Below are 13,524 nucleotides of genomic sequence, written 5' to 3'. Positions count from 1 at the left end.
GGGATTTATAGACTTACAGTTGAAGCACTGAAAACGTTAAGGCTAGAGATTTTACTGTTAGGGTAGGTAGGAGCGAGCATGTGGGATTTAACCATCAACAAATGAGGGAGGACAAAAGATGATCGAGTATATAAATGGAATGGAAACTGACCTTATTATTTATAACGCTTTTATCGCTACGATGAACGAAGATAACCCTACAGCTACTGCGCTCGCAGTAAAGGATGGACAATTTTGTGCTGTGGGGGACGATACTGAAATGATGAAGCTTGTAGGGCCCTTGACAAAAGTTATAAATGCTAACAAACGCATGTTAATACCAGGTTTAAATGATTCGCACATGCATCTTATTCGAGGTGGGCTTAACTTTAATCTTGAATTGCGCTGGGATGGCGTACCTTCTGTGGCTGATGCGTTACGGATGTTGAAAAAGCAGGTCGATCGGACACCTCCTCCTCACTGGGTTCGCGTTGTTGGCGGATGGACCGAATTTCAATTCAAAGAACGACGAATGCCTACATTAGAAGAAATCAATCGAATTGCCCCTCATACCCCTGTATTTATTCTAAACCTCTATCGTCAAGCCTTTTTGAATAAAGCTGCTTTGCGTGTGATCGGCTATACAAAAGATACACCGAACCCGCCAGGAGGAGAAATCCAAAGGGACAGTCAGGGCAATCCTACGGGGATGTTAATCGCCCGCCCGAACGCGACAATTTTATATGCCACGTTAGCTAAAGGCCCGAAGCTTTCCTATGAAGATCAGATGAATTCGACTCGGCTGTTTATGAGAGAATTGAACCGATTTGGTGTAACAAGCGTGATTGATGCCGGGGGCGGTTTTCAGAACTACCCAGATGATTATAAAGTGTTTGCAGAGCTGGATAAGCGAGGGGAAATTACGGTTCGGACAGCATACCATTTGTTCACACAGAACCTAGGGCATGAACTAAACGACTTCAAAAATTGGACGGAATCAACAAAGCCGTATACCGGGAGCTCATTCTATCGTCATAACGGTGCCGGAGAAATGCTTGTTTATAGCGCGGCAGACTTCGAAGATTTTGTTGAGCCACGTCCAGAACTGCCTGCCGTACTGGAAGACGAGCTATTCGAAGTAACTGAGCATCTAGCCAAGCATCGCTGGCCGTTTCGTCTTCATGCTACCTATGGAGAATCGATCACACGATTTCTTGATGTAATTGAGCGGGTAAATAAAGAAGCTCCTTTTAAAGACATACGTTGGATTATTGATCATGCGGAGACGATTCAAGAAAAAGATCTAGAACGAGTCATTTCGTTAGGCGGCTCGATTTCCGTTCAAAACCGAATGGCTTTTCAAGGGGAGTATTTCGTCGATCGCTATGGAGCGAAGGCAGCAGAACATGCACCACCGATAACGAAGATGCTTACCGCTGGATTGCGTGTCGGAGTAGGGACAGATGCAACAAGAGTTGCAAGTTATAACCCGTGGCTGGCCTTATACTGGTTAGTAACGGGAAAAACACTTGGAGGGCTTAGCTTGTATCCTGCTTCTAATCGTGTAGACAGACATCAGGCGCTCCGTATGTATACAACCGGGAATGCATGGTTTTCGAAAGAAGAGGATGTTAAAGGACAAATTAAAGCCGGACATTATGCTGATTTCACGATTCTTTCGGACAATTTCTTTCAAGTATCTGAAGAAGATATCAAAAAAATTGAGTCCGTCTTTACCGTTGTAGGCGGCAAAATCGTTTACGGCACACACGAGTTCCAAGCTTTATCACCGCCTGCTCCAAAAGCAAGTCCAGACTGGTCTCCACAGAATTTCTTTGGAGGATACTATAACGGATTGTATGACGGAGGCGATGGATCTGGAGTTCAACCATATAGGCAACAGCGCTTGCATCACAGTTGCAATCATCACCATGGCAGCGGATTTTGTGACTTGGATTGCTTCGTCTTCTAATGCAGGCAGATTAAAAAACAGATTAATAATCGTTACAAAGTTGAAATATCGATTCCTACCTTCGTGGCCTGAGATTCGTTCGCTCCGACTTACACAACAGTTCTATTGACTGCGCGCATGGGTGGCAAAAGCTTGACACAAACAATAATCCTCTGTATGAAAATGGATCCTCCAACTTAAACTAAGACAGCCAGCTTTATTTCAGACATACAGAGGAGCAGATGAATATGAAAAACAAATGGTTGCTGGCGCTGCTCGTAACCTTGGTACTCTTTGTTAGCATGACGCAGGTTGCAGCACCCGTGCAAGCAAATGCAATTGTGAGCGAGAAGAAGGATCCGAATTGCTTGAGTCCCAAAATGGTAAAGCTGAAAACCGATATGCAAAAGGTTTGGATCGACCATACGATATGGACAAGAAGCTATATTGTCAGTGCTATTTCGAATCGTCCAGATCAGAAGGATGTAATGGAGCGGCTATTGCAGAACCAGCAGGATATTGGAAATGTAATCAAACCTTATTACGGGGAAGTCGCAGGCAATAAGCTGGCCGAAATTCTAAGAGAACATATTCTAATTGCAGCGAAAATCGTAGAGGCGGCCAAAGCGGGCAATCAGGCAGATGTGAAAAAGTTAGAGGCAGACTGGCATAAAAACGCTGACGAGATCGCCAAATTTTTAAGCGATGCGAATCCGAACTGGCAGTTTAAAGAGCTTCAGGATATGCTATATACCCACCTTCAGTTGATTACGGAGATCGTGCTAAGCTGTCTCAAGGGAGATTGGAAAGCGGATATAGCAGCAACCGACAAAAACGAGATCCATATGATTCATTTAGCTGACATCCTGACAGAAGGCATTGTCAAACAATTTCCTGAAAAATTTTAAACAAAATGCATTATCGAATGCAAAGTAAAGCTTTTTATGTTTGCCCGCAAGGGTAACTATAAAAGGCTTTTTTTCGTTTCACGGAGATAAATAGCTTACACACTTCGATCCAATCACATGGGTCGTTTTTTTGTAAACAAGTCAAATTCGTTTGATAATGCACGAATATATGTCCTGTACCGCAAATTTCGGCTGTGTATAGTTAAGATAATCGTATTTGGAGGCAGGGCACCCGAATATATCAATGGACATATTCGATGCGTGGATGGCAGCGGATGTTTCGATAACATCACTATCATAAAAATGGAGACTGTTATGGACAGACCATGACAGTCTTTTAATTAGCTAAGGGGGGGAACCGATGAAGGATAGAAGTGTGTCCCAGATGCAAGCAAGCCCTGAGGTGGTTACCTTTGGGGAATCGATGGCACTCATGCTGCCGACCGGAAATAAAGGAATCGAATACAGCCATACGTTGGAATGCACCTTCGGTGGGGCCGAAACAAACGTAGCCATCGGTTTGGCTAGGCTTGGCATTCATGTCGGATGGTTCTCTCAATTAGGTGAAGATCCGCTGGCAACGATGATGATCAAAGCATTGCGGGGCGAAGGCGTTGATGTCTCACGCGTGAAGAGCACAGATGTTGCTTCAACGGGTCTAATGATGCGTGAGGCAATAGCCGGACAATCCTCCGTTTATTATTTTCGGCGGAATTCGGCTGCTAGTCTGATGTCGCCCGATATGCTGGATGAGGCGTACATAGCAGGTGCTCGCATTTTGCATGTAACCGGGATTACGATGGCTATCAGCGAGACTGCATGTCAAGCTGTTATTGAGGCTGTACGTCTTGCACGCAAGCATGGCGTTAAAGTCAGCTTTGATCCAAATCTGCGCCTGAAGCTCTGGAGCGTGGAGAAAGCTCGTCAATTCATTCTGCCTCTAGCGGCGGAAGCAGACTACTTCCTGCCTGGGCTTGATGAATTGAAGCTGCTCTATGAAACTGACGACAAAAGTGCTTTGTTTGCGAAGCTGCATGAGCTTGGCAACGTATGCGTCGTAAAAGGCGGAGATCATGAAACCTATTTATTACAGGGTGGAAAGGTAGCTGGAATTCCTTATTTCACTGCTGAACACGTAGTAGACACCGTTGGTGCTGGCGATGCCTTCTGTGCTGGCTTCCTTAGCGGTTTACTAAGAAATAAATCCCTTGAGGAATCCGTTCGCATCGGGAATTTGCTTGGATCTATGGTGATCCAGACGGAAGGCGATTGGCAGGGTCTCCCGACAATGGCACAGGCAGAAGCGAAGCTTAGTAGAAAAGCGCATGTTGAACGTTAAGTCCAATGAATCTAGTACATACAATGAAAGGCAGGGAAGCAAATTGAAGAAAATGAGCATTATTCATCGGATTCATGAAGAAGGGGTTGTCGCGGTATTACGGGGAGAGAATTGGCAGCAGGTGGTTCGACTATCCGAGGAAGCCATTGCTGGCGGCATTAAGGTGATTGAGATTACAATGACGGTTCCGCATGCGCTTAAGGCGATCGAAGAGCTTGCCAGCCGTTATTCATGGAATCATCCTGATTCAGCTCAACAAGCGATAATTGGCGTCGGCACGGTGCTTGATCCTGAAACGGCACGCCAAGCAATGCTAAGCGGCGCCGAATTTGTCGTGGGCCCTTCACTGAATCCAGATACGATTAAGCTGTGCAATCGTTATCGTGTTCCAATCATGCCTGGAGTCATGACCATTCATGATATCCAAAGCGCTCTCGATTTAGGAGTGGATGTCGTTAAGCTGTTCCCGGGAAGTCAATTCGGGCCAGGGATGATCAAGGATATCAAAGGCCCATTGCCTCACGCGAATGTAATGCCAACCGGGGGAGTGAATGTAGAAAACTTGGGCGACTGGATCAAAGCAGGTGCATTTGCGGTAGGAATTGGTTCGGATCTTACGAAGGAAGCCATTGAAACAGGCAATTATACACTCGTTCGTGCCAAGGCTGATCAGTATGTGAAGGCATTTAAGCAAGCGCGCCAATAATAAGAACGATAACAAGCGTTCTCTTGATAGAGGGGAGACGCTTGTTTTTTATATCTAGTGAATAAGGCTTAGAAAAGTAAAATTCGTTTCAAAATGAACGATTTTAGTCCTTATTTGCGATTTTCATTCTGATTACAATGACACTATAGAACAAGACGTATTTTTCAGAGGGGGATAAAAAATGAAAGGTAAGAAATCACTAGGAATTAGCGCTAGAGAGACACTAGCCGGCTATATGTTTGTAGCCCCATTAATGATCGGATTAATTGTCCTAACCCTTATTCCTGTTGTGTGTTCCCTATTGCTGAGCTTTACGGAGTGGAATTTCGTAGCGGGATATGGTGCTATCAAATTCGTAGGCTTTGATAATTTTATTCGTTTGTTCCAAGACGATGTGTTTATACAGAGCCTATTGAACAACTTAGTCTTTATTATAACGGTTCCGATAACCTTGATCTTATCGCTGTTGCTGTCTATTCTCATTGACAAACATGTTTATTTCAAGGATGGATTTAAGGTTGTTTATTTCTTGCCTTATATTTCCAGCGTCGTTGCCGTCGCCATGGTATGGCAGGTTCTTTTCCATCCATCATTAGGTCCGGTAAATCAGATGCTGATGTCATTTGGCATTGAGAATCCACCTAAATGGTTGGCAGATATCGATTATGCATTGCCTTCTCTCATGATGATTCAAGTTTGGATTATGCTCGGCTATAACATTATCATTTACATTGCTGCGCTGCAGTCCATTCCGAAGGATTTGTATGAAGCGGCAGATATCGATGGCGCAGGAACGTGGGTGAAATTCCGACAGATCACAGTGCCAAGTGTTTCGCCAACGACCTTCTTCTTGCTAGTAACAGGAATCATTGGTTCCTTCAAGGTGTTTGATCTCATTCAAGTATTAACGCAAGGCGGACCTGCTAATTCAACAAATGTAATCGTTTACGACTTGTATGACACTGCATTCAATCAGTTGAAAACAGGGTATGCCTCTTCAATGGCGCTCCTATTATTCCTCATTTGTTTAGCCATAACGGCTGGACAATGGATTGCCCAGAAGAAGTGGGTTAACTACTAGAAGAGATCTAGAATGGAGGAACAATCTATATGAAAAAAATATCGGTTTCAAAGATCATATTCACAGTGATTATGGCAGCTATAGGGCTTCTCTTCCTGCTTCCATTCATCTGGATGTTGTCAACATCATTCAAGCCTGAGGCGGATGTCTTCAAATTCCCAATCGAATGGATTCCGAGAAACTGGAATGCGATGGAGAACTATGCAGAAGTGTGGTCAGGAAACTTTGTCAAATATTATGCAAACTCGATTTATGTAACAGTGGCAACGACTGTGCTCAATGTATCCGTGTGTGCACTTGCGGCTTATGGATTTTCCAAAGTCCATTTCAAAGGAAGAGATACGATGTTTCTTCTCGTTCTCGCACTATACATGGTTCCACCTCAAGCTTCATTAGTTCCGCAGTTCCTGCTTTTCCGTTCCCTACATTTATTTGATTCTCATATTGGTCTTATCTTGCTGAACGGATTTAGCGTAATTGGAGCTTTCATGCTTAGACAATTCTTTATGAGTGTCAGCAACGAATATATCGAATCAGCCAAAATAGACGGAGCCGGACATGCACGAAGCTTCTTCCAAATCGCGCTGCCGCTTATTCGTCCAGCCATCGCAACCTATGCGATCCTCAGATTTATTTGGACATGGAACGATTATCAGTATCCGCTGATTTTCTTAAAAAGCAAAGAGTTGTTCACCATTCAGCTTGGGATCAGATTGTTCGGCGACCAATATGGAGATACGTATTCCTTGATGATGGCTGGAGCTGTGTCAGCAATCTTGCCGCTGGTCATTATCTTTATTATCGGGCAGAAGCAAGTTATTGAAGGGATTGCGCTCGGAGGCGTTAAGGGATAGAAATGCTCGAAGGAATAGGAGCAATACAAATAGATAGTTAACGAAAAGAAATGAACCATTGCGTTCATTTCTTTTGTCATATGGGGAAGTATCTAGTCAAAATCGTCTGAGATCGGTCAAAATATGAAATTGGTCGGTCATCTGAAAATAGATATATTTATAAATAAAAGCGTTTTCAATGACAGTTTTATTCATAAAGCTACCTATAAGTATATAAATCTGCAAAGATAGATTGAATAGTAGAAAGGTGGGTTGATATGGGTTTTACAAGACGAAAACCAACAGTGCGTATATGGTTTACAGCCGTAATACTAATTGTACTCGCTGTATTAATGATGATATTAACTAACAAAAAAGTTGCATTGCCTGATAATTGGTTGTTTACGGTGGATGGATACGCTGTGACAGATGAAGAATATCTATTTTATATCAATGAGCAGAGAGCTGTAACCGTAAATTATTTCTACAGAACCTATGGTGCGCAAGTAGATGAGGGGTTCTGGACACGCCAATACGGCGAAAATCAGGAAACACCATCTGAATATGCCAAAAAAGCCGCGATGACGGCATTGCTAAGGGCCAAACAGGAGCAAATTATTGCAGACGAGCGGGATATTGCTCCATACAAAAGTTTTGATGAGCTAAAATCCGACATGGAAGATGAAAACGCTAAGCGGGCTGAGATGGAAAATACGGGGGATACTTACTACGGATTGCCTGAGTTAGATCTATACCAATACATGCAATATGTAAGTGGCGCTCGTTGGCCGGATTTGGTAGAAACCCAGATCGAACAAACGAAAATGAGCGACGCCGAGTTACAAGTTGAATATGCTTCAAGGAGCGCAGAATATGTGCGCACTGCTGATGAATTAACGGCTATGTTCGCATCAACTGGACAAGCAATGGAAGAGAAAGTGTTAAATCGATTAGATATATCCAAAGAAGATACTGTATCACGAAATTTCTGGGAGTCATTGGCGGCCGCTTCTGTAGGGGAGACGGTAATCGGCAAATATATGGGCGAGGATGTCATTGCCACCTTAATGACAAAGCCGGAAATCACCAAGCTTACCCTGAAAGAAGTGAAGGATTCCATTATATACGGGCGGGCTGAGTCTGACTTGCGAACGTTAATTGCAACTAGAGCGGATAAGGCGAAGATTACGTATAACGGCAATCAATTCGATGAATTAACAGTGAACTAGATGAAATCCTGTTCTTACGTTTATATAGATCTGAATCTATTTTGGTGTTCATAGATTCAGATTTATATAAATATGAATTCATAGAAAAGGAGATTGCCAGATGAGACGAACAAAATGGATGCAAAAAGCTTTATCGATTGTTACGGTAGCAACTTTGACATTCTCTGGTCTGCCCGGCTTGGCGCCTGTATCTGAAGTTTCGGCTGCAGAGGGATTGGTTGAATCTTTTGACTCGGTTGTACTAGAACTGACACAAGCGACGGATCATGCAGGCAGAGTAAACCTTACTTACAAAGGTGCACCATTAAGCAATCTTGTTAAAGGACCGGTGATTGATGCGTTCAGTTATGATTCAAGCAATTCGAATTTAGTAACGGTTGATGATAACGGAAACGTTACATTAGCTAGCGGTTATACCTTTGCGGCCCCCGGTGATACTGGCATCCCAGTGACGATAACCGCCACGACGAGTTATTACCATGACTTAGATGTGTTATTCATGGAGGACTTCGAGAACAACAATGGTCCGTTGACAACAACAAGTAAACTTGGTTCATCATTTTCACTGTCGGATGCCCAGTCTCGTTCTGGTTTGAAAGCGATTACACCATCAAGCGCAACGAATACGGAGAATGTTAACCAAGACGTAGCTCTGCCCGCCGGAAGCAACTATAAAATGACGGCATGGTATTACGATCCGTATCCGGAGGAGGAGAAGACAGCGGCTGCAAGAACCCAATTTGCAATTTTGGATGGCAAAAACGCCACCTTCGCCGGGACATTCTATCAAAGTTCACAGGCCGACGTTATTCATAACCCGACAAAATATACTTGGGCATTTGCACCATCATCAGCCGGTTCCGCGGCGAAACGTTGGCAAGACAGCGGGGTTGAACGCTCCACAGGCTGGCACAAATTTGAGTGGTTCATTACACCGAATGGCGCGACCTTGCAAATTGACGGAATTTCAATACCCGATTCAGCACAGTATGATATTTACAAATCGATGAAGAGCGGTACAACCATTCAACCCAAAATTGCTGGAGGGTGGAATAACCTAGCAGGCAACATTTCTTATGTTCATAACAAACATCTTATCGACGATTTTTATGTTGTCAAAGACGTTGCTCCCGTAACTGGTACGAGAACATTAACATTGAATGTAGCACCACCAGATGGAGCGTCAGATTTGGAAATTATCACTCATCCAATAGCGGCAAAAGTGAACCAAGGCGAGACAGCAACATTTAGCGTTACGGCATCAGCCGCTGCTGCATCATACCAATGGTATGTATCTAACGACGAAACAGGTTTGAACGGGGCGGAAGTCGTCGGAGGAAATGATGCGGTATTAACGTTGCCAAGTGTTGATTCAACTGTACAGCAAGGCAAGTTTTATTATTGCCTAGTGTCTTCGGCAGAGGGAGTTGTTGTGAAATCCAACGCAGCACCGTTGTTGATTCAGACAAATACGCAGGTGAATGCGCCAATTAACCCGACGCTTGACCCGAACACGGGTATTTATACAGGCGGTTCTAATTACGGGGATACCCTTGTAACCCTGTTCAAAGATGGTGAACCCGTTGGCTATTATTTATCGAAAAATGGAGGGCCCGACCAGCTAAACAATCATGAAAGACATCATGTTCTGCCATATGCAAGAGCATTGGGGGCGGGTAATTACACCGTTACAGCAATCGTCATGAATACAGAAGGAAATAGAAGTGAAGAAGTTACGGCAACAGGAACATTAACGATCGAGAACTTGTCTGCACCGGAAAATGTTAGATGGAACGGTACCTATGCTACTTGGAATAACGTTGCTAACGCATCTGCGTATTCGGTTCAGCTCTTCAGTCACGGAGTTGCTAATGGGAGCCCTGTCGCAGTAACAGGTAATGATGCAGCTCTGTCCCCGAGCTTGGATGATACATTTACAGTTAGAGCGATGGGCAGCGCAACAACACGCTTCTTGGATTCTGATGAATCAGGGGAGAGTGCAGCATATTCAGCTCATATTGCGCTAGTACGTCAGAACGAGACTTTACGGGCAGGCGAGAGCCAGCGGCTAATCGTGGACACTGCCGATGAGTTCGTAGCTGATAACATCAGCTTCAGCCCAGCAGTGAGAGACAAAGATAAGATCGAAGTTGATCATGCTGGATTCGTTACGGTTAAGAAAGGTTATGTCCCAACAGAGAATGAAGAGGTAACCGTAAATGTCAGCGTTGATTATTTCAATAAGAAGGATACGATGTTCTACGATGGATTTGAAGGGAATAAGAAGTTTACGACGGGTGAGAACGGGTACGTCCAAAGTGACGTGATGTCCCGTACCGGAGCAAAAGCCGCGACAACGAGTGGTGCTGGCCAGGTGGCTACTGTCCCAGGCGCCTATAATTACGCTCCAAAAGCCGGCAAGACAACAATCGTCACTGCCTGGTACTACGACGATGGCGGGGTGGCATCCGGTGATCACGCGGTATTTGGCTTAACTCCGTCAACCAATGAACATATTACAATAAATTATGGGAATGCGGATGGCAACTGGGCGGCGAACCGGACTAACTACGCAGTTAGGCTCGGATCAACTGGAAGGTTCTATCCCGTCGACGTAAAGCGCAGCAAAGGCTGGCATAAATTCCAATGGGTCGTTACCTCAACGGGAACAACCTACAAAATTGATGGAAAAGCAATTAAGAGACAAACGACAGACGGGGGCGCGTTCAATACGAATGTATCGAACAATATTTCGAAAATTGATGCATTGCAACTTGCTACGAATTGGGGCAATAAATCCGGAACGATTAAAGATATGCAGAACAAGCACTTTATCGATGACGTATATGTGATGGATAGTGAAGTAACAGCCCAAACGGCAACAGCATCGGTTACATTAAAGCTCTTACCTAAAGTGTACACTCACTCCGAAGACAGCACTTATGTTCTTGGTTTGGATGATTATAAAATTACCGTGAATCCTGATTTAGCGGAGCTAGCTGGTGTGGAAATCGGCGATGCAACCCTAACACAAGCTTTGGATTATACAGTTAGCGGCAATGTATTAACGATTAACAAAAAAGCATTTGTAAGAAACAATATTGTGCCAGGAAAATATACCGTTAGACTCGACCTGAACCCTGCTGAAATTACGTTTGAGTTGAACATTGCATCTCGTGAAGTCCGTGATTATTATTTCTCCAATAACGGTGATGATCATGCCGATGGACGCACACCGGAGACAGCATGGAAATCAATATCCAAAATAAATGAATATGTGTTCCTCCCAGGTTCAACGATTTATTTGGATGCAAACAGCGTGTGGAATGAACAAATCAGATTGCGCGGCAACGGCGAAGAAGGATATCCGATTACGCTTACTAAATATAATACGACCGATCCTAACCAACGGCCGATTATTAATGGCGGAGGAACAGCGTCAAGCCCATCAGGCATTACCCTAAACGGTACAATTGAGTTGTACGACGTCAATTATTGGGTAGTCAGCGAAATTGAAGTGACGAACATCGGCACTACAGCAGGTGACGGCCGCTCCGGTATTGCTGTGATGTCCCGTATATCCAAGCTGGGACAAAGTCAATTTAACATTCAAGATTATGCGGATGCTCGTATGCAAGGAATTGTCATTCGAGACAACTATGTTCATGATGTGAATGGATTGCACCAAGCGAATGGAGCCAGTAAAATATCTGGCGGCATCATTATTAATGGTTATGTAGATGTACTGGTCGAAGGCAATAAGACCCTTCGCTGTGATAACGAAGGCATTCGCAACAATGCTTATGGGCCAAGCAACCCGGGGACGAACAATACGGGCCTCTCTTGGAGCAACTCAAGCTATCCTTGGGCATCTAACGCTGTATTTAGAAACAACTGGGTTTCTGGTTCGGTTGGTGATGGAATCGTCCTGTCCGGCGGGAACAATTCCCTTGTGGAACGAAATGTGGTCACAGACAGCGGGTACAGCTATTTAAGCGATAAGAGCGGCAAACTGGTACCGAACTGGGGTCCAAATAATACAACGCCAGCATATCTTGGTTCGCAAAATTATGCGGCAGCGTGGATTATGGCAAGTAAAGGCACGATCTTCCGCTACAATGAAGCTGTAGATAACCCTTATCATGCAAGTAATGACGGTATGGCTTGGGATATTGATAATTATTGTCAGGATAATGTGTATGAATATAACTACAGCCGAAACAACTATGGCGGTTGGTATTTGCAGATGAATGCCGCCAAGGGCAACATCGTTCGCTATAACATCAGCGTGAACGACGGTCGCAGTCCGGATTTTAATAAGAGTTACAATAGCCTTGTATTACTTGCGGGCGGTTCTTCAACAAGCGAGGAATTAAGCGGACTATACTATAACAATGTAATCATCTCTCCATTGAAGAATAGCGGTTCGTTAGTGTTTGACCCAACGGCTTCCAACTTGCATATTTACTTCCAAAACAACATATTTGCTTATACTGGTGCTAACAACAGCGTTAGTCTAAAAGGCGGCGGAACATCAGCGCCATTTATAGCCGGACGGTTTACGAACAACATTGTATATCCAGCTAATCTTTTTGGCAGTATGAATGCTGGCGGGGGCGGATATTTAGGCAGAGGTGTAACAACAGCTGACAATCGCTACGTATCGGAAAAAGAACTATATTCCATATTGAAAGATTATAAGATTGCACCGGAACATTGGATTGCCAATAGTGGAACCGTTGATGCCGAGCTTGATTACAGCGTAATGGACGGGTTCCGCCTTGCTGATGGCGACAACAACATGGCCTATGGTTCAGGTGTCAAAGTAATTAGCCCATATGTAGATCGTGCGAACGCTCTGCCTCATATGACAGAGAGAACGGACTTTTTTGGAAATCCACTAGGCGATAGAACGCCTTCGATCGGCGTACACAACCCTTATGCGGTAACTTTTGATTCCAATGGCGGCAGTGAAGTTGCGATGAAGTTCGCTGATATGGGGGGGACAATTACCGAGCCGCCAGTACCAACCAAAGCTGAAATGAAATTCGGTGGTTGGTACCGAGATGCAGAATTAAACGATGCGTGGAATTTCGCTACTGATACGGTTACAAGCGATATCGTATTATATGCGAAGTGGCTTAGAGATGAAGATTTATCTTTAGAGAAAGATCAATTGAGTGTGGAAGCCCCTAAAGGCGCAATGATAAATCAAACAACGGTTACGGCAAGTGTCTACTATGAGGTAACTGAGCAATTCATTGACGTTACCGTCAGCAAGGACGCTAGTTGGGAGCTCTTTAGCGACAAAGAGTGCAAGCAGATGATTACAGACAAAACGATGTCCTTAGATCTAGGAACGAACACAGCTTACTTGAAAGTAACTGCACGAGACAACTCGGAGAAGGTATATTCAGTTATTATTACGAGATTAGAAGATAGAATGGATAACCTCTAGAATTTATATCGGCATTCCTAATTCATAGGGAAGCAGGATT

At 44.1% G+C, this 13,524-nt stretch carries 8 protein-coding genes; all 8 read left to right on the top strand.

Going from position 1 to position 13,524, the window contains the following annotated elements:
• The first annotated feature begins 118 nt into the window (after window positions 1-118).
• The 8 genes from NO352_RS10790 to NO352_RS10755 all read left to right on the top strand — a co-directional run bounded on the left by NO352_RS10790 (window position 119) and on the right by NO352_RS10755 (window position 13,484).
• A complete protein-coding gene (locus NO352_RS10790) occupies window positions 119-1,951 on the top strand; it encodes an amidohydrolase (protein WP_289355621.1) in 1,833 nt (610 codons plus the stop codon).
• A 227-nt stretch (window positions 1,952-2,178) separates the two neighbouring features.
• A complete protein-coding gene (locus NO352_RS10785; protein ID WP_289355620.1) occupies window positions 2,179-2,838 on the top strand; it encodes a glycosyltransferase in 660 nt (219 codons plus the stop codon).
• A 361-nt stretch (window positions 2,839-3,199) separates the two neighbouring features.
• Window positions 3,200-4,177, top strand: coding sequence for a sugar kinase (locus tag NO352_RS10780; protein ID WP_289355619.1), 978 nt, complete (start codon window positions 3,200-3,202; stop codon window positions 4,175-4,177).
• A 52-nt stretch (window positions 4,178-4,229) separates the two neighbouring features.
• The gene (locus tag NO352_RS10775; protein WP_430109421.1) at window positions 4,230-4,883 is read left to right on the top strand and encodes a bifunctional 2-keto-4-hydroxyglutarate aldolase/2-keto-3-deoxy-6-phosphogluconate aldolase; all 654 of its coding nucleotides are present in this window, start codon (window positions 4,230-4,232) and stop codon (window positions 4,881-4,883) included.
• Window positions 4,884-5,064: 181 nt separating this feature from the next.
• Window positions 5,065-5,964, top strand: coding sequence for a carbohydrate ABC transporter permease (locus NO352_RS10770; RefSeq protein WP_005550199.1), 900 nt, complete (start codon window positions 5,065-5,067; stop codon window positions 5,962-5,964).
• Between the two features lie 29 nt (window positions 5,965-5,993).
• Window positions 5,994-6,818 (top strand): carbohydrate ABC transporter permease, encoded by an 825-nt coding sequence (locus NO352_RS10765; protein ID WP_005550200.1) that lies wholly within the window; start codon window positions 5,994-5,996, stop codon window positions 6,816-6,818.
• A 257-nt stretch (window positions 6,819-7,075) separates the two neighbouring features.
• Entirely contained in the window at window positions 7,076-8,026 is a 951-nt protein-coding gene (locus NO352_RS10760; RefSeq protein ID WP_289355617.1) for a hypothetical protein, read from the top strand.
• Window positions 8,027-8,126: 100 nt separating this feature from the next.
• The gene (locus tag NO352_RS10755) at window positions 8,127-13,484 is read left to right on the top strand and encodes an InlB B-repeat-containing protein (protein ID WP_289355616.1); all 5,358 of its coding nucleotides are present in this window, start codon (window positions 8,127-8,129) and stop codon (window positions 13,482-13,484) included.
• The last annotated feature ends 40 nt before the right edge of the window (window positions 13,485-13,524 follow it).

The sequence above is a fragment of the Paenibacillus sp. S-12 genome (assembly GCF_030363895.1).
In the GTDB taxonomy this organism is placed as follows: Bacteria; Bacillota; Bacilli; order Paenibacillales; family Paenibacillaceae; genus Paenibacillus_B; species Paenibacillus_B alvei.
The sequence above is the reverse complement of the archived record's forward strand: the minus strand, read 5'-3'. Positions and strand labels throughout refer to the sequence as shown.

Coding starts and splice junctions, on each gene's coding strand:
- NO352_RS10760 (WP_289355617.1), top strand. CDS start 7,076: ATGGGTTTTACAAGACGAAAACCAACAGTGCGTATATGGTTTACAGCC.
- NO352_RS10765 (WP_005550200.1), top strand. CDS start 5,994: ATGAAAAAAATATCGGTTTCAAAGATCATATTCACAGTGATTATGGCA.
- NO352_RS10775 (WP_430109421.1), top strand. CDS start 4,230: ATGAGCATTATTCATCGGATTCATGAAGAAGGGGTTGTCGCGGTATTA.
- NO352_RS10785 (WP_289355620.1), top strand. CDS start 2,179: ATGAAAAACAAATGGTTGCTGGCGCTGCTCGTAACCTTGGTACTCTTT.
- NO352_RS10790 (WP_289355621.1), top strand. CDS start 119: ATGATCGAGTATATAAATGGAATGGAAACTGACCTTATTATTTATAAC.
- NO352_RS10755 (WP_289355616.1), top strand. CDS start 8,127: ATGAGACGAACAAAATGGATGCAAAAAGCTTTATCGATTGTTACGGTA.
- NO352_RS10770 (WP_005550199.1), top strand. CDS start 5,065: ATGAAAGGTAAGAAATCACTAGGAATTAGCGCTAGAGAGACACTAGCC.
- NO352_RS10780 (WP_289355619.1), top strand. CDS start 3,200: ATGAAGGATAGAAGTGTGTCCCAGATGCAAGCAAGCCCTGAGGTGGTT.